Annotated in this window: 13 protein-coding genes; 5 read left to right on the top strand and 8 right to left on the bottom strand. The window is 49.2% G+C overall.

Annotated features, from left to right (window positions below; translation table 11 throughout):
* Positions 1–56 precede the first annotated feature (56 nt).
* The 3 genes from CLV60_RS14450 (at position 57) to CLV60_RS14440 (ending at position 9110) form a co-directional block, all read left to right on the top strand.
* Positions 57–3608: a VCBS repeat-containing protein gene (locus CLV60_RS14450; protein WP_106596072.1), complete on the top strand. Its 3552-nt coding sequence runs from the start codon at positions 57–59 to the stop codon at positions 3606–3608.
* Positions 3609–4101: 493 nt separating this feature from the next.
* On the top strand, positions 4102–7290 hold the full coding sequence (locus CLV60_RS14445; protein ID WP_106596071.1) for a SusC/RagA family TonB-linked outer membrane protein: 3189 nt from the start codon (positions 4102–4104) through the stop codon (positions 7288–7290).
* A 41-nt stretch (positions 7291–7331) separates the two neighbouring features.
* The gene (locus CLV60_RS14440; protein ID WP_106596070.1) at positions 7332–9110 is read left to right on the top strand and encodes a RagB/SusD family nutrient uptake outer membrane protein; all 1779 of its coding nucleotides are present in this window, start codon (positions 7332–7334) and stop codon (positions 9108–9110) included.
* A 100-nt stretch (positions 9111–9210) separates the two neighbouring features.
* Here the strand turns inward: CLV60_RS14440 and CLV60_RS14435 are convergent, their stop codons facing one another.
* From CLV60_RS14435 to CLV60_RS14420, 4 genes are all read right to left on the bottom strand, one after another.
* The gene (locus CLV60_RS14435; protein ID WP_106596069.1) at positions 9211–9615 is read right to left on the bottom strand and encodes an Hsp20/alpha crystallin family protein; all 405 of its coding nucleotides are present in this window, start codon (positions 9613–9615) and stop codon (positions 9211–9213) included.
* Positions 9616–9648: 33 nt separating this feature from the next.
* Complete coding sequence (locus CLV60_RS14430) at positions 9649–9909, bottom strand: hypothetical protein (protein ID WP_106596068.1); 261 nt, start codon at positions 9907–9909, stop codon at positions 9649–9651.
* Positions 9910–10039: 130 nt separating this feature from the next.
* Positions 10040–10423: a hypothetical protein gene (locus CLV60_RS14425; protein ID WP_106596067.1), complete on the bottom strand. Its 384-nt coding sequence runs from the start codon at positions 10421–10423 to the stop codon at positions 10040–10042.
* 11 nt (positions 10424–10434) lie between these two features.
* Complete coding sequence (locus CLV60_RS14420) at positions 10435–10983, bottom strand: RNA polymerase sigma factor (protein WP_106596066.1); 549 nt, start codon at positions 10981–10983, stop codon at positions 10435–10437.
* 469 nt (positions 10984–11452) lie between these two features.
* On the opposite strand from CLV60_RS14420, the gene CLV60_RS14415 reads away from it, so the two are divergent.
* Positions 11453–11818 (top strand): T9SS type A sorting domain-containing protein, encoded by a 366-nt coding sequence (locus CLV60_RS14415; protein WP_106596230.1) that lies wholly within the window; start codon positions 11453–11455, stop codon positions 11816–11818.
* A gap of 72 nt (positions 11819–11890) precedes the next feature.
* On the opposite strand, the gene CLV60_RS14410 is transcribed toward CLV60_RS14415, so the two are convergent.
* Entirely contained in the window at positions 11891–12925 is a 1035-nt protein-coding gene (locus CLV60_RS14410; RefSeq protein ID WP_106596065.1) for a Gfo/Idh/MocA family oxidoreductase, read from the bottom strand.
* Between the two features lie 133 nt (positions 12926–13058).
* On the opposite strand from CLV60_RS14410, the gene CLV60_RS14405 reads away from it, so the two are divergent.
* Entirely contained in the window at positions 13059–13256 is a 198-nt protein-coding gene (locus tag CLV60_RS14405; RefSeq protein ID WP_106596064.1) for a hypothetical protein, read from the top strand.
* A 295-nt stretch (positions 13257–13551) separates the two neighbouring features.
* Here the strand turns inward: CLV60_RS14405 and CLV60_RS14400 are convergent, their stop codons facing one another.
* From CLV60_RS14400 to CLV60_RS14390, 3 genes are read right to left on the bottom strand one after another with little or no spacing between them, the layout of a single operon-like run.
* Positions 13552–15648, bottom strand: coding sequence for a pyrroloquinoline quinone-dependent dehydrogenase (locus CLV60_RS14400; RefSeq protein WP_106596063.1), 2097 nt, complete (start codon positions 15646–15648; stop codon positions 13552–13554).
* A gap of 15 nt (positions 15649–15663) precedes the next feature.
* Positions 15664–16614, bottom strand: a complete 951-nt coding sequence (locus CLV60_RS14395; RefSeq protein WP_106596062.1) for a sugar phosphate isomerase/epimerase family protein — start codon at positions 16612–16614, stop codon at positions 15664–15666.
* Between the two features lie 9 nt (positions 16615–16623).
* The gene (locus CLV60_RS14390; protein ID WP_106596061.1) at positions 16624–18558 is read right to left on the bottom strand and encodes a heparinase II/III domain-containing protein; all 1935 of its coding nucleotides are present in this window, start codon (positions 18556–18558) and stop codon (positions 16624–16626) included.
* Between the last annotated feature and the right edge of the window lie 34 nt (positions 18559–18592).

Below are 18592 nucleotides of genomic sequence, written 5' to 3'. Positions count from 1 at the left end.
CTCCTTTTGTTAATTTCGAGATATCCTGATTCTGTCAACTTTATCGCACCTGGCAAATGCTTGTTAAGCGCTTACTCCCTGTTTTGGTGGGCACCGTCCTGCTTGTATCCTGTAAAAAAGAACTCAAAACCTTCACTGAACTGCCCGCCGATGAAACAGGTATCCGGTTTGCGAACCGCATTGCCGAAAACGATACCATGAATATCCTGGCGTTTGAATACGTCTATAACGGAGGGGGAGTGGCGTTGGGTGATTTTAATAACGACAGCCTGCCCGACGTGTATTTTACCGGAAATACTGCTCCTAACAAGTTGTATTTGAACAAGGGCGATTTCAAATTCGAGGACGTTACCGAAAAAGCAGGCGTAGCACCGGAGAACAAATGGTCGACAGGAGTGGCGTTGGTGGATATCAACAATGATAACCTGCTGGATATCTACGTGTGCGCATCCGTGCGTGAGGTCGCGAAGCAACGCGAGAACTTGCTGTACGTCAATCAGGGCCTGGGTAAGGATAAAGTACCGGTTTTCAAGGAAATGGGTAAGGAATACGGGATCGCGGATACGACGCACACGACAAATGCGGCTTTTTTTGATTACGATAATGATGGCGATCTGGATTTGTTCCTGATCGTCAATGAAATGGATGATAATAACTTCCCGAACAAATACCATAAGAAGATTGTCGACGGCTCGTCGCGCCGCACCGACCGGCTGTACCGTAATGACTGGGACGCAAAATTGAACCATCCGGTTTTTACCAATGTGTCCAAAGATGCCGGTATCCTGATCGAAGGTTACAGCTTGGGCATCAACGTGACGGATGTTAACCAGGACGGCTGGAAGGACGTGTACATTACAAACGATTACCTCACCAACGACCTTCTTTATATCAACAATGGCAATGGTACTTTCACCGACCAGGCTGCAAATTATTTCAAACATACCTCGCATTCGGCGATGGGCAACGACGTGGCTGATCTGAACAATGACGGCCTCGTGGATGTGGTGGCTGTGGACATGATGCCGGCAACCAATCGCCGTAAAAAGATGATGACACCTGCGAATAGCTATGTGACTTATCAGAACAACGATTTATTCGGTTACCAGTATCAAGTGGCGAGAAATACGCTGCAACTCAATATGGGAAGCGCTTCGGGTAAGAGTAAGTCGCCTGTTTTCAGTGAAATAGGGCTGCTTAGCGGCGTTGCCGAAACGGATTGGAGCTGGACGCCGATGGTTACGGACTTTGATAATGACGGCCTCCGTGACATTATCATTACAAATGGCTTCCCGAGGGACATAACCGACCTGGATTTTATTGCATATCGCAACGAAGTTTCGAGTATTATGGCGCCTATGATGATGCTCGATTATATTCCGAGTGTAAGGATCAGGAATTTTGCATTCAAAAATAAAGGGAATCTTGGTTTCGAAGACGTGACTAACGACTGGGGCATCGAGACGCCTGGCTTCTCTAACGGAGCTGCCTATGCGGACCTTGACAACGATGGCGACCTTGACTACATCGTCAACAATATCAACGACTCGGCGATGGTTTATCGCAACAATAGTATCCAGTTGAAGCCGGAGGAAAGCAATTATCTGCGTATTGCGTTTAAGGGGGATCGTTACAATGGTGCGGGAATCGGTGCCATTGCTGAAATCACTTATGGAGGAGGGAAAAAGCAGGTAGCGGAAAACTCGCCTTACCGCGGCTATCTGTCCACGGTCGAGCCGGTTTTGCATTTCGGATTAGGGGGCGAAAAGGCTTTACAGGAAGTAAAAATCACTTGGCCAGGCGGAAAGAGCCAGGTTTTGAAGAATGTTAAGGCGAATCAGGTACTGGTTGTCAGCGAGAAAGATGCGGTGATGGCGCCGGCGCCGGCCGAAACAACCGTTGTGCCGCTGTTTACGGACGTTACGAACGAGCTGAATGTTCCTTATCGCCATGAGGAGACGGATATTATCGATTTTAATGTTCAAAAATTGCTGCCGCATAAAATGTCTCAATTTGGGCCCGCACTTGCGGTGGGGGATGTGAACGGAGACGGGCTGGAAGACGTGTTCGTGGGCGGCGCGTACTTGCATAAAGGGCGCTTTTTGCTTCAAAAGCCTGATGGCAAATTCACGGTTGCAGATTTGCTGCCTGGTCCGGAAGGCTTTGAAAAAACGTCAGAAGATATGGGTGTGTTGCTCTTCGATGCTGACAGTGACCAGGATTTGGATTTGTATATCGTTAGTGGAAGTTATGAGATTCAGGAAGGCTCGGATGCATTGAAGAATGCGCTATATATCAATGACGGTAAGGGGCATTTTGCACGTGATGTCGCCGCATTGCCCGCATTTCTGGTGAACGGATCATGTGTAAAGGCCGTTGATTATGATCGCGATGGTGATCTGGATTTGTTTGTTGGCGGCAGGGTAGAGTCCGGGAAATATCCGAAGCCGGTTTCAAGTTACATTCTTCGAAACGACTCCAATGGCGCCACCGTGCGCTTTTCGAATGTCACAGCAGCGGCTGCGCCGGAGCTGGCAGGCATCGGCTTGGTCTGTGACGCACTTTGGACTGACTATGACAACGACGGTTGGGTCGACCTGCTACTCGCAGGCGAATGGATGCCTCTCACTTTCCTCAAAAACGAAAAGGGTAAATTCAAAAAGGTGACCACAGGATTGGAGGCCCAAAAAGGGTGGTGGGGCAGCCTTGTAGCGGGTGACTTCGACAACGACGGCGATATGGATTACATCGGGGGGAATCTGGGCACGAATAGTTTAAGCAGGGCTTCGGAAAGCCGCCCCGTGAGCGTGTATGCGAAAGATTTTAACAACGATGGCTATTTCGATGCGATACCGACCGTATTCTATAAAGCGCAGGACGAAACCTATAAGGAGTTTCCATACAACACGCGCGACGATATGGGTAAGCAGGTAATCCAGGTGCGCCAGCGCTTCCAGGAATATGGGAAATTTGCGGAGTCGGGTTTGCCGGATATTCTGAAACCGGAAGAGTTGAAAGACGCATTGCATTTGACGGCAACCTGGATGAAAAGCAGCTATATAGAAAACCAGGGCGGCGGAAAGTTTGCTTTGCGTGAGCTGCCTGTTCAGGCGCAGTTTGCTCCGCTTTTTGGGATGATTGCGGACGACTTTGATCAGGACGGTAACCTGGATCTGATGCTGTCAGGAAACGATTACGGTTCCGAGGTGTCGGTAGGAAGGTATGATGCGATGTACGGGCTTATCCTCAAAGGTGATGGCAAGGGTGGGTTCCGCCCGCTCAGCATTTCAGAGAGCGGCTATATGGCGGGTGGAAATATGAAAGCACTTGTGCGTGTTGCTTCGTCCGATGGTAACTGGCTTTCGGTTACCTCGCAGAACCGTGACTTGCTGCGGTTTCACCGCGCAACCAAGCCTGTCCGGAAAATCGGCCTGGCAACTGGCGAGACGTCCGTACTGCTGCACTTAAAGAATGGCAAATCGAGGCGCGAAGAGCCAGGGTACGGGTCGTCGTTCCTTTCGCAGTCTGGCCATGCTTTGTTTTTGCCGGATTACGTTTCGACTGTAACCGTTAATGACTCGAAGGGAGCCAAGAGGGAATTGAAATAGGCTGATAGCTACCTGAATATTCGGCTGTTTGAATTATAGTATTTTGCCGCTGTGAGCACCACAGCGGCTTTTTTGTTGGAATATAATTTTTCTCATTTACGGTTAATTTTGGCTAATTTTAAATATGAATATTTAAGTTAATTATATAAAATAAATAAAGCTTAGCCTCCACATAGGCCGGTAGCCCTTTTCTAGATATTTTATCTTTTGAGGTTCTTCGAGCAGACATGAATTTGTAACTCTTTTTTTACTATAAATGGCTGATTTTGTGTTATTTGTAAGGTTGACACTTATTTATTTGGACATTAAAATTGGATTAAAATCCCCTTCGTTTAAGCAAAAATTCTTGGAAAAAATCAATTTTGATTTCATTGTTATAGTGAAATAGTGCAATTCTGTATTCGATTGAATATATTTTGTGAATATTAGATTATTTAATGATTCTAAATGAATATTTTTGAGTAGCATAATTATATTAACCTGACTAAATACGATGAAACAAAACTACCTTCACCTGGGAAGCAGGCTGGTTTTTTGCGTGCTTCTTTTTCTAATCTCCCTAACAGCTTTTTCACAGGATATCACCATAGCCGGTAAGGTTGTGGATGAGCAGTCCGGTTCAAGTCTGCCGGGAGCTTCTGTCACACTAAAAGGTTCGACAACTATTGGCGTTACCACTGACGCGGACGGCAAGTACTCCATTAAAGTACCTTCCAGTGCTCAGATCCTCGTTTTTTCATTTATCGGCTACACGGCCAAGGAGGTGGCGATAGGCAATCGGACGGTTATCGACGTATCGATGACCAGTGACGTAAGTGCGCTGGAAGAAGTGATTGTAACGGGCTATGGCTCACAGTCACGTCGGGATATTACCGGTTCGGTAACGACCGTCAATGCGAAGGATTTGCAGTCTGTTCCGGCAACGACATTCGCGCAGCAATTACAAGGCCGTGCGTCGGGTCTGAACATCGTGAACGATGCAACGCCGGGTGGTAACGCAACCGTACGTATACGGGGGTTCGGTACAATTGGTAACAACGACCCGCTGTTCATTATCGACGGTGTGCCAACGGAAAATCAGGGTAACCTTAACCCCAACGATATCGAGACGATCCAAATTCTGAAAGACGCGTCGTCGGCCTCTATTTATGGTTCACGCGCGGCTAACGGGGTGGTGATCATCACGACCAAACGCGGTAAAATCGGTAAGCCGGTGATTTCCTTCAATGCTTATTATGGAACGCAGAAGGCTTACAAGGACGTAGAGGCGTTGAATGCCAAAGAACTGGGGCAATACCTGTATCTGGCCGACAAATACGCAGGTAAAACCCCTTCACACGGTCAGTATACTTACGGGCCGAATGGCGAGGTGACTTTGCCCGATTACGTGTTCCCAAGCAAAGGCAAAGAGGGAACGCCGGATGTAGACCCAGCGAAGTATTCACTCGTGCCGGGTAACATTTATGCCATTACCAAGGCCGCAGACACCAACTGGTGGAAAGAATTGACAACAACAGCACCCATTCAAAATTACCAGCTATCCGCAACGGGCGGTACTGAAAACAGCCGTTATGCATTGTCGGTGGGCTATTTCAGCCAGGACGGTGTCGTGAAGTTCATCGGATACGACCGCTACACCGTTCGGGCCAACACCGAGTTTTCGACTGCTAACAAGCGTTTCCGCGTTGGGGAGAACCTGGCGGTATCGTTTGACAACAGAAAAGGAGGGTTTGGTAATAACCAGGAGCAGAATGCGGTATCGGGTAGCTATAAGCACCACCCGTTGCTTCCTATTTATGATATCAAAGGTAATTTCGCAGGTTCCCGTGGTTTGAACCTTGGTAATAACTCGAACCCGTATGCGACATTGTATCGCGAAAAGGACAACCGTACTTACCGCTTACGCGCATTCGGTAACGTTTACGGGGAGTTTGATATCATTCCGAACCTGACTGTTAAAACGAGCCTTGGTATCGACGGCGTCAGTCAGCGTGGACGTTATATCGGTCGCGCCAACCCTGAATACGTGGAAGGTAGCTTCAACAATGGTTCGACAGCCACCGACTATTATTCATACCAATGGGTTTGGACTAATACACTGAGCTATTCTCACAATTTTGGTACCAATCATAAAGTGGATGCTTACATTGGCGTCGAAGCTATCCGCGAGTTTGCAGAGGAATTCGGTGCCTCCCGTTCCGGTTATGCTTTTGAAATCCCTTCCATTATTAATTATCTGAACCTGGGGGATGCGACGAAAGCAACTAACTACGGCGGCGTCAACCGAGATTACAGCCTTTACTCGCAATTCGGAAAAGTTAACTATGCTTTTGCGGACAAGTACCTGTTTCAGTTCATCCTGCGTAACGACGCATCTTCCCGTTTCCAGCAAGCTTCCAGAAATGCGGTGTTCCCTGCATTCAGCTTGGGTTGGCGGTTGTCGGACGAAGGTTTCATGAAGTCGGTGAGCTTTATTAATGATATGAAACTTCGCTACGGCTGGGGTAAAACAGGTAACCAGAAAATCGGGGACTACAATGCCTACACTACTTACCGGGCGGATATTTTCCATGCAGGTTATCCTATCGACGGCTCGGGAAGCCAGCCAACCATCGGTTATGACGCCTCCTCGTTCGGTAACCCGAATGCGAAATGGGAGACGACAACTTCCAACAACATCGGTCTCGACGCGACATTCCTGAACGACGCGTTGACCCTCGAGTTGGACTTCTGGAACCGCAAAACGACCGATATGCTCTTCTCGACGCCGATCACATTTACTGCCGGTGACGCGAATGCGCCTTCATTCAACGTAGGTCAGATGACCAACAAGGGTATTGACCTCGGGCTATCTTATCGCAACACCGCAATGAAAGGCGATTTGCGTTACGGAGCGTCGTTTAACTACTCGATGTACCGCAACACGGTGGATAAGCTGGATGAAAGCGAAAATACCAAGTACTTCGGTGCCGGTTCCCGCGTGCCCGCGGTGACGCTCACACAGGCAGGTTTGCCGATCTCGTCCTACTACGGATATAAAGTGCTGGGAATCTTCCAGTCTGACGAAGAGGCCAAAGCCTGGGCGCCTTATGGTTCGTACAATAAAGCAGGTAAATTCAAGATAGCGGACATTAACAACGACGGTAAGATCACCGACGACGACCGGACCGTAATAGGTAACCCGCACCCCGATTTTGTTTATGGCGTAAACGTGAACATCGGCTACAAAGCCTTTGACCTGACTGTCTTCGGTAATGGTGTGGTGGGTAACGAAATTTTCAGTTACCTGCGCTACTTCACTGATTTCAACACGTTCCAGGGTAACCGTGCGAAACGTGCATTGTATGATGCATGGCAGCCCGACCACAAACAAGGTACTGTGCCTATTATGGATGCGGATGATCAGATCAGTAGCCGCCCGTCCAGCTATTTTGTTGAAAAGGGTACTTATTTCCGCCTGAAAAACGTGCAGCTTACTTACACCTTGCCCAAGCCTGTTGCCGCGAAGATCGGTTTCAGCAATGCGCAGATTTACGTTCAGGGACAGAACATGTTTACCGTTAGTAAATATACCGGTCTGAACCCTGAAATCCAGACAGGAGAGGACCGTACCCTTGGTTTCGATGGTGGCTATATGCCGGTGTCGCGGACGTTCCTGCTGGGCCTTAACGTGTCATTCTGATAACCACCCGTTTTTCTTCTGATCTTAAAAATTCGATATATATGAATTCAAGACTTGTAAAATACATGCTATCGGTGGGTCTGGCAATCGGGATCGTCTCGGCTTGTAAAGACTCATTCCTGAGCCGGGATCCGCAAGGACAGTACAGCCCTACGGCCCTGAAAACACCTTCAGGTGTGGAAGGCTTGCTCGTGGGTGCCTACGCGATGATCGACGGGCAGGGCCTCGACGGACAGGACCCATGGAACAACGACATCCAAAGCTGGGTTTTTGGCGGTATTGCTTCTGATGATTCCTATAAAGGTACCGATGCCGGTGACCAGCCTGAGGAATCGTTTATTGAAAAATGGGACTTTCAGCCTACCAACAACCACATCAAAAACAAATGGCGTGGATTGTACAAAGGCATTGCCCGTACAAACGACGTAATCAACACGTTGGCCGAGGTGAAGGAGGTAAGCGACACACGCAGAAAGCAGATCATCGCCGAAGCGCGCTTCCTGCGCGGATTGTTCCACTTCGAAGCCAAGAAAATGTGGAAAACGATTCCTTACATCGACGAGACGATTTACAAACTCGACGACCTGGAAAGTACTAAAGTTCCGAATGATAAGGATGTATGGCCGATGATCGAAGCTGATTTTAAAGCGGCATCGGAAGGACTTCCGGAGGCACAATCGCAAGTTGGGCGTCCAACCAAATGGGCTGCACTGGCTTTCCTGGCCAAAACTTACATGTACCAGGGCTGGAATATCTCTACCGGTGCGGCTAATGTGGCTGTTTTGCAAAAAGCGAAGCCTATCCTGGAACAAATTGTCGCGTCGGGCAAGTTTTCACTGGCGCCAAAGTTTGAGGATAACTTCCTGATCGCAACCCGTAACAATGTCGAATCGATCTTCGAAATCCAATATGCAGTTTCCAGTGCGTCGGGTGACGCGGCTGACGCGGGTGTAGGTTTGGCGCACCCTTACATTGACCCATGGGGCTGCTGCGGATTTTACCAGCCTTCACAAAACCTTGTGAATGCATTTAAAACCACTGCTGCCGGCTTGCCTATGCTGGATAATTTCAATGATTCCGACGTGAAGAACGACCAGGGCTTGAAGTACAGCGATCCTTTTGAGCCTTATACAGGAACGCTGGATCCTCGCCTGGATCAGACAGTTGGTCGTCGCGGTATTCTTTTCAAAGATTTCAAGATTCATGGCAGCGACTTTATCCGCGACCAGACTTATGCAGGTCCTTACTCGCCGAAAAAGCACATTTCCGAAAAGGCTGGATTTGGTATCAACGGCTGGGGTAACCTTTCAAGCAACAACTACCGCATTATGCGCTATGGCATGATCCTTCTCTGGCTTGCGGAATGCGATGTAGAGTTGGGTAACCTCGAAAATGCACGGAAACTGGTTAATCAGATCCGCACACGTGCCGCCAATCCGGCTGGCTTTGTGAAAAAAGCAGTTCAAGGGCCCAAGTCCAGGGATGATTATTCTGTCCTGAATGAGCCAGCGGCAAACTATGTGATCAAAACTTATGACCAGGCCTGGACCGACGCTGCTGTTGCGCGCAAGGCAGTACGTTTCGAAAGCCGCCTCGAATTCGCGATGGAAGGCCACCGTTTCTTCGATTTGACGCGCTGGGGAATTGCAGCTGAGGTGCTGAATGCTTATGTCGCGGTCGAAGCCAATAAAAGAGTTTACAAAAAGGGTGCAGTGTTTACCAAAGGCAAGAACGAGTTTTTCCCGATTCCACAGGAAGCGATCGACCGGTCGTACAAAGCGGGAGCAGCTACCCTCACACAAGACCCCGCGTATAAATGATTTTGGTTAGTTAAAACCAGTATTTGTTAAGCGTTTGTAATCAGAAAAGCCCCTGCGGATATGCAGGGGCTTTCTTAGTTGATGAAGCTTTTTAAATTGGCTAGTTCACATTGATTTCCTGAGCAGGTTTCTCCGAACCGGGCACGATCGGCAGCGTCAGTTGCAGAATGCCATTGTTATATTGCGCGCTGATGTTCTCCGTATCGACGGTGTTGTCAATCATGAATGTCCGTTGAAAAGAGCTTTTGCTAAACTCCTGCCTTATCCAGTTGCGCTTCTCGCTCAGATTGTCTTTCAGTTCATAGGAAATGGTCAGTTCCAATCCTTGCACATTGATTTTGAAGTCTTCCTTATTGCGGTCGGGGGCGAAGATGAGCATTTCATAACTATCGTCGTTTCTGACAATGTTCACCGGTACGCGGAACTCGCGCTGCGGACCGAAATGTCTGCTATAATGGTCGTGGCGCATTCCAAAGCCACGACGTCCGAATCTGTTATCACACATGGTATTAACTGGTTGTTTGTTGAATGAATTGTTTTAAACTTTTTGAGGCATCGGGCCAAGCGGATCGGCCAGGTACTCGCGCTGAGGTCCTCCGAAATCGGCATTGGGATAGCCGTAGAAACCGGAATGGTAATGACGCCATCTCCGGTAGCGCCTTCTTCCGGCAATGAGTCTGAAAATCAGTCCCAGGAAAAGGAAGAAGAATATGGCTTTGAATATCAGGAACGGGAGAGCGAACAGGACCAGGCCTGCGAGGACCGCTGCCCCTATTGATTTTAGAATGACGATGAACATGATCTTGTCTGGTTTTGATGAATAACTGTGCGTTGTTGGCACCTATATTATTGCAGACGTGTAGTTTGAAAAAATACTTTAACCAAATGCAAATAAATAAACCCGGCTGTCGGGCCGGGTTTGGTGTAAGCTACATATTTTCAGGTGGTTTTCGCCATCGGTTGCGCATTTCCTGGCGGAAGCGCCGGCGTTCTTCATCGGTCATCTGCATCCATTTATTCTTCCACGCGAGCATCTCTTCGCGTCCTTCTCGACCAAAGCGGCGGTTGAATTTCTGCCATTTGTGATGATGCCGGTGCTGGCCAGGCCCGCCACGGAAGCCGCCGAACAGTATTTTGCATAAAACGAACAAGCCTACGGCCTGCCAGTAGCTAATCGTATTAAAGTTGGCGGCAGCAGGCAGAATTGCGTTCCAAAGCCATTGTACGACTGCTCCAAGTCCGAGGGCTGCGATCAGGATAAAAACCGGTAGCGCAAGCCGAAATCTCCTACCTCTGTTTTGCGGGTTCATCATGGTCAACAAATTTAATAATTTACAAACTCCCGGTACACGCTTTCGAGCCGTTCACGAAGGTGACGAACCGCATAACGCTTACGGGAAATTAAGGTTTTGATATTCTCTCCGGTGCGGTTGGCGATCTCCTGGAATGTCTGGTCTTCGAGCTCGTTCCAGATGAATACCTGTCGCTGGTTCTCAGGAAGCTCGTCCAGGGCAATATTCAGTTGCTCCCATAAGAGGTCTTTCAAATAAGCAGTTTCGGGTGTATTGTCGTCGGCCAGCAGGATGTCCTTGAAATGGAACTCGCCATCTTCGTCTTCGTAGCCGAAATCTTCGAGTGATTCGGGCTTTTGTTTGCGGTATTTATCGATGATCCGGTTGCGGGCCACGCGATAAAGCCAGCTGCTCATCTGCTCGATCGCCTCAATCTCCGGGACGGTGCTCAGCTGGTACCAAACGTCCTGCAAAATGTCCTCCGCATCCTCGTCGGTATTTACACGCTGCCGGATGAACCCCAGCAACTGTTTACCATAGGATGCGACGGTTTGGATGATATTTGGCTTTTTCTGCGACAAACGGACTTTTAAGCTATTACAGATTGGCAGACGACTGACTCCCGGAAATACTTTAATAGTTAACAAGATTTTTTGCCATTAAGAACACGAATGTCCAGGAAGCCAGTGCGCTTCGTGCTCATTCGCTTCTTCGTGGTAAAATCCACCAAATGGGTATACTATTCAAAAATATTAAAAAAGTGCAAATATTGGTCAATTGCACTTTTCCAATAGAACTGGCAAATTTCAAACGACTTGCTGTATTATTCCCATAAACATATAACTATTTCAATACTAATGCATCATTCAAAGAAGAACTTTTAAGGAACAAAATCGTCCTTATTGACTTTTAATCACAATGTTGGGTACCTTTGTAATGTCCAAAGAGCAAAAGATGGAAACACTAAGCTGCTCAGAGAACTTAGTCAGGTAAATGCCTGAAAAGTGCAAATTGGTAACATTGATTCAGACTTTAAACATTAAGAATAAAATGAAAAAGACTATCTTGGCAATCGCAGTTTTGGTGGGAGTATCAACTGCAAATCTTTCAATCGCTGCTGATAAAGTAAAAGAAAACAACGCTTCTATCGAGCTCGTTTCAGGTGCAGAATTGAAATTCAAATTGTCTCTTGAAAACGTAAAAGAAAGATCTTCATTGGTTATCAAAGACTACACAGGACAGATCGTTTATAGCACATCGATCCCTAAGTCTGAAAACTACACTAAGATCTTCGACCTGTCGAACCTGGCAGACGGAAATTACAGCTTCATTATCAACAATGGCAGCGAAATCTCTACAAAGCCATTCGCGATCTCAACTGAAACAAAACGTCAGGTAACAGCAGTTATCAAATAATATAAGCCAGGTCTGGCAAGAAAAAAGGCAGTTCGGATATTCCGGACTGCCTTTTGCTTTTTATTGTGGCTCTTAGTAAGCCAGTACTTTCTTCTCGTTGCTGCTTTGGAACGCCAGGTCGATCACGCGGCAGGTGCGCAAAACTTCTTCGGGTTTCACCGCCAGCTCGGCGCCGTGCACGATGGCGTCGTAGACATTCTGATAAAACGGCATGTAATCACCAGCTTCGCTTTCCACTATACCAGTAAATGCTGCACTATACAGCTTGCCCCAGCGATCTTCCGGTTCCACGCCCCAGGGTTTTTCGGTAGGCAGTACATTCTTGCGCAGCGTCTCTTCCTGCGGGTCGAGGCCGCCTTTGATGAATGAGCCCTTCGTGCCGTGCAGGACGTAACGCAAGTGGTTTTCATACACCATCAGGCTCGATTTTACAATTACCGACTTGTCGGCATAGCCCAAACGAATGTCGAAATAATCGTCGATCTCGCTGTTCGGGCGAACGATGCGGATATCGGCGGTCACTGTTTGCGGCTCACCGAACAATACCAACGCCTGGTCGATCAAATGCGGGCCGAGGTTGTACACATTGCCGCCCACAGGCACTGCACGTTCTTTCCATGAGCCAGCCACGGCTTCCCGGTAGCGGTCGTAGCGGCATTCGTATTCTATAATGTCGCCCAGTTTTCCTTCGCCCAGCAATTTCTGAATGGTGAGGAAGTCGGAGTCCCAACGGCGGTTCTGGTAGGCTGTCAGTATCAGGCCTTTTTCTTTGGCCACTTTCACGAGTTCGCGCGCCTCTTCTTCCGTCGCTGAGAAAGGCTTTTCGATCACGACGTGCTTGCCGTTTTGGAGCGCGTCCATTGCGTATTCGAAATGCGTGTCATTAGGCGTACATATGAAAACCAGGTCGATTTCCTCGTCGCTAAGCAGCTCTTCCACCGAACGCGCATTGCCGATCGTGGGGTCAAATTCCTGCGCCTCGTTTTTGGACCTTTCGACTACCGTTTTGATCTTGAAATTGGGATTGGTACTCAGGAACGGCGAGTGAAAATACCGCCCCGACAAACCGAAACCGATTAAACCGACATTGAGAATTTTTGAAGGCATAGTTTTAGATTTTGCTTTGTCACAAAGGTAACCTTCCCCGAAAACTGAGCAAGGGACCATTGCAGGATGTTTAGGATTGATAGGAGATTTGACTCATTAACATTATATTTGACTAGCATCAATACGTTTTGCCATGACAACGGAAGAAAAGAAAATCGAGATTATCGGGAAAATTGTCAGCCTGGAAAACGAACAGCTGATCGATAAAGTCGACAATCTGCTGAGAGGAGAGGTTGCGACTCTTCGAGCAAGAAGACCTGGTTTGGGAAAAAACATGGTAAACGCGATCTCTGATGATTTCGACGACTTCATACCACCCGGTTTTTTATAGAATGACCATTTCCTATCAAATCGCGTAGCGATGTAATATTGGTAGTAACGCCGAACTGCGCAATATGCGTTAATCCCGTCAGGGATGCAACAACAACAAGCAGGCAATGCATTGTTGTTACATGCCCAAGGGCATTTCCAGGATGTTCGAATCAGTGTCTTTGCTACCAGTATTACATGCCTAACGGCATTTGTCGAATCATATTAGGGCAACGCAAGCACTACATACACAGGATGTTCGATTCACTGTCTTTTGCTACCAATGTTTCATGCCTAACGGCATTTATCGAATCACATTAGGGCAACGCAAACGCCACATACTTGTCACCCGACTTCGTATTCAATTTCCCGCCACCGCAAGCTATGACGACATATTGCTTGCCGTTCACAGAATAGGTACTCGCTGAGGCATAACCAGCCGCGGGTAATACGGCTTGCCACAAAATCTTACCTGTTTCCTTGTCAAATGCCCGGAACTGCTCGTCGCGGCTTGCAGCGATGAATATCAATCCGCTGGCAGTTACGAGCGGGCCTCCGTAGTTGTCGGTGCCGGTGGGCGGAATGCCTTTGGTGGTGAGCTCCTTGTATTCGCCAAGGGGGACCTGCCATTTTCGTTGGCCAGTATTCAAGTCAACGGCGGTCAACGTGCCCCAAGGCGGCTGACTTACCGGATAGCCATTCCGATCATACCAGCGGTTGTAGCCGGTGTGTTGATAGGGTACCTGCGTTTTTGAATCGATTTTAATGCTTTCCCCGCTTTCCTGGTTGCTGAGATAGGCGATGATCGACTTTCGCTCGGCCTCCGAAATATGTGTAAATGAAGGCATCATACCTCGCCCCTTTTGCAATATCGCTTCGATTTGCGCCGGTTTGAGTCGTTTTTCAAGATTGGCGAGCGAGGGGTAGGAGCCATCGTGGTTACCCATTTTGTCGGCGCCATGGCAGGCGGCACAGTTCATTTGATAGAGCTGTGCGCCTGTCACGGAGCCGGTATTTTTGGGTATTTCCTTTTTAACCAATGAAGTATAAACAGGTATTTCCTTGGCGGGAACGTACATGATGCCACTCGGATCAGTGGCTGCGCCACCCCATTGTGCGCCGCCATCAGTGCCGGGGTAGAAGATGGTCATGCTGGAAGTAATAGGAATATATGCGCTGCCGGTCTTGGCTTTCGAAAGCAGATCTACCAGTGAGTCACGGTCGGCGACGAATGCATTGAAATCACCCGAATGAAATGTCTGACGCGTAAATGGGGCCGGTAATGTGGGAATCGGTTGCGTAGGGCTGACTTTTTCACCATCGATAGCTGGGAAATGGAATGCAGTTTCCCTGATTGGAAACAGGGGCTTTCCCGTGACCCGGTCGAGCACGAATACGTAACCTTGCTTGGTGACCTGCACGATCGCATCCACGCGTTTGCCCTTGTGCGTGACGGTCACCAGATTCGGAGGACAGGGCGGGTCGCGGTCCCAGATGTCGTGATGCACGAGTTGGTAATGCCATAGGCGCTTGCCAGTCGCGGCGTCGAGGGCGATGAGGCAGTTGGCAAAAAGGTTGTTGCCTGGCCGGTTGCCACCATAAAAGTCATAGGCTGCCGAGCCGGTCGGAATGTAAACGATTCCGCGGCCGCGATCGATGGCCATCCCGGCCCACGCATTAGCGCCTCCGAAATGTTCGCGGGCGTTAGCGGGCCAGGTTTCGGCACCGAATTCCCCTTTGGCTGGAATGGTGCGAAACGTCCAAACCAGCTTGCCCGTGCGTACGTCGTATGCACGCACGTCCCCGAGCAGCGCGGTTTCCGTTTCATTCACCCGCATTCCGGTAATGAGCAGGTTTTTGTAAATGGTGTTGGGCGTATTGGAAGTCAGGTAATCATCCGCACCGGGGCGCTCGATGCCGGTTTTTAGATTAATACGACCATGCTCTCCAAAGGATCCGATTAACGACCCGTCGGTCGCATTCAATGCATAAATCCATTTCCCAGCCCCGAAAAAAACGCGTTTCTCCTTGCCATCTGACCAGTAGGTGACGCCGCGGCTGGTGGTACCGCCATTATCAGTGATTTGGGTTTGCCAGATTTGTTGCCCGGTTGCGGCATTCAATGCAAATGCCTGCGTTCCGGCCGATACGCCGTACAAGATACCGTCGATCACGATGGGGTTACACTGCATTTGCGTGCGGTTACGCGCCGTGTCCGCACCACCGGACGCATACGTCCACGCGACTTTGAGCTGCGCTACATTGTCCTTCGTGATTTGATTCAGAGCAGAATAATGGCTGCGTGCGCCGTCGCCATTGTATTCCGGCCAGTTCTGGTCCGTGGAATGGGTGCTGACCACAAAACCGCATAGCGCAGCAAACGAGGCCGACAGGAGGATAGGCGTTGGTTTCATGGAATGGGACGGTAGTTAAGCGGCTGCCCAGAGTTCTTTCAGTTTTTGCAAATCACGTTTCATCGCATCGAAAACCACTTTTTTATCCACAGTAATCTGAAATGCGCCTTGGTCGGCACCGCCCAGCGGATATTCCAGGTGCAGGCAGATCGGGACATCCACTTTGAGGTCTTTCAACAGTTTGAAATAGGTTTTAAAATCCACCATTCCTTCGCCCAGCGGCACGCTTTTCACCGCCCATTTGCCACTACTGTTTTTCTCCCAATAGAAATCCTTGATCACGATGGTCTTGATATGCGGGCGGATCAGATTGAAACCAGTTTGCCAGGAAAGACCACCTTCGACAGTAGCGTGGCGGATATCGTATTGCGCACCCATGGTTTTAGGGTTTGCTTTTTGGAGAATTTGCCAGATCTCGAACATCGACGCACCCACCATTCTTCCCGAATGGTTCTGATAGCAACCGTGAATGCCCAGTTTATCATTCAGCTGGCCCAAACCGGCCATTTTGGTGCTGAACTCGCCGAGTTGTTCGGGAATCGCTTTTTGCTCATTGTAGCGATACCAGTTCATGCGGTAATATTTGAAACCCAGTTTTGCTGCCGTTTCAAGCAGTTTTTTATCCACCGGGTTAGTGGCGTCTTCCACTGCGGTACAAAACATGAGCGGCGTCAATCCTACCTTTTTCATCGCTTCCACAGCTAATGGAAGGTCCGTTTCGACTTTTTCGGGTAGTACGTGGCCTTTGGGACGAACCGTGAGGTCGATGCCGTCGAAACCAAGTTCTTTGGCCACTTCCGCCATGTCCTGGTAGTTCAGGAATTGCAGGTGTTTGGAAAAAATATTGACTTTCAAATCATCTGCTGCCCTGCTCGCGGAACTTGCAAACGACTCCTGGGATAATGCGGGGATGATGCTGCCGGCGAGGGCGCTGTTAATGAGAAAATCTCTGCGGGATAAGTTCATGAGGAATAATCAGGATTTGGTGATAACAAAACTGTGCTTGCCTTTGGATCTCAATGCCTTGCTGGTGAGTACGATGCGAGTCACCGGTTCGCCGTCCCATTTGGTCTTGAAGCTGTTGTATTCCATACCTTCCGTAGAGGGTAATTCTGTGGAAACGGTCCAGCTCTTAGGATCATAAGTGAGCGAAACGGCTTTTTTACCGGAGGTTGTGAGTATGATTTTGCCGGGGGTACCGATATCGACTTTGCACACGGTCATGAATATTTGCTGCAAGGAGTCGGGCTTTTGTTTTAGAATGTATTCATCGGAGATTTCGACCGCATTTTTGCTGCGATTGAGCTTTACCAGGCGGTTCCAGTTTTGTACACCTGCCTCCTGCGGGTAAGCGGGCGCGATGTCCATGGCAAGGGATACCTCTTTTTCGGAGAGATTGCTTTTGACATTCCGGGCATTGAACTGCTTCCCGGCAGGCTGTCCGAGCCCATTGATAATCGGAAGGTTATGGTATTTCGACTGCGTAAACCAAAGCTCGTACCTTTTTGATGAAAACGTCCGCGCGGTATAGTTGCCGCGGCCCGCGTCGACGATTACCGGTTCACCATCGGCGTACACAATAAAATCGCCGACATCATTATGGTTATGGCTTTCCGCATTATGGCCGGCGTGGGTGGCCAGGTACAGGCCGTTCGCAGAGCGGGCGGTGAGTACTTCAATATCCGAAAGCCATGATTGCGGTACCAGTTTATAGGTTTTGGATTGATCCTGCTTCAATTCCGAAGTCGTGAGCAGGTTCCAGACCTTTCTGGGGCGCTGGTAGCCATTACCGCCTGTCACGGCACCAAACTGGCCGTAAGCCCATTCGCCAAGCGCAGCCAGTTCGGGATCCTGAACTGATTTGCCGAATCGGTAAAGCATTAAGCCATCCGGTTTTAGTTTTGGATCTGCATCGGCGAAATTGACGAAATAGTCGTTGGCGATATGCACTTTGTACACATACGCGGCCATTTTGCGGATCAGATCATTGTCGTAAATATTAACTTTTCCGCCGGTTGCGCTTTCGAGGATTGCAAGGGCGTCGTAGGCGCTCGCGCCGGCCGCAAACCAGTAGCTGGGCCCCTCGTCGCAGCCGCCGTCATCGCCCAGGCTGTTGAAATACCGGTCGAGGAATACCATGTATTGATATGCGTTGTCACTGCGCTTTTGGGCGTCTTTTTCGAGCAGGAGATCGGCGATAAGCAGGTTGGAGACGATCCACGGGTTCCAGTTGTTGACCGGGTTGGTCGTACTCAGCCAACCGTAACGCTTGGGGTCTTTCAGTGGCTCGAATATCTTTTTATTGGTTTCAAAATAAATGCGGGGGCGGATCAATGGTGATATTTTATCCAGTTTCGCACCCAAAAAGTAATCGGTAAGTGCCAGTACCCCGGCAGTTTCGGCTCCGAAGAGATCCACGGTCGGGTCTTGGACGTCGGGGAGGCCGTTTTTGGCCTTCTGTGCGCTCAAATGCGCGGGTACACCCCAATAAGTTTCTTCGCAAATGGCCCATACCGAGTTGAGGATGGCTTCCATAAACCGGTCTTTGCCCTCCACGGTTTCTGCCAGTACGAGATTCATTAACTGGTTTCTTCGCCCGAATGAAGCCGCGGCATGCCGCTCCCGGTCGCCGCTGCGGGTGAAATCAAGCAAAAGGCTCGCCGTAACCATCGGAATAGGCTTTTCCAGTGCTTCTTCACCTGCTTTAATGATTTTCGCGAGCTCGGCCGGGTCGGTTTTACTGCGCCATTCTTCCGGTGTTTTGGGGTAGGGAGCCCATTTGTCGAGGGGGATGAGGGCCTTGTCGAATGCATCCTGCGTGTATTTCTGAGCGAGAATGTTTCGCGGGGTGACTTGCGCGCCGGCCGACAACGAAATCGCCAGGGCAAATGCCAGTAGTAGTCTGATCATAACGGCTGTGGTTTAGGAAGTTGAATGTAACCGA

This window comes from Dyadobacter jiangsuensis (assembly GCF_003014695.1).
Taxonomy (GTDB): Bacteria; Bacteroidota; Bacteroidia; order Cytophagales; family Spirosomataceae; genus Dyadobacter; species Dyadobacter jiangsuensis.
Note: the sequence above shows the minus strand (reverse complement) of the source record. Positions and strands in the feature narration are given on the sequence as shown.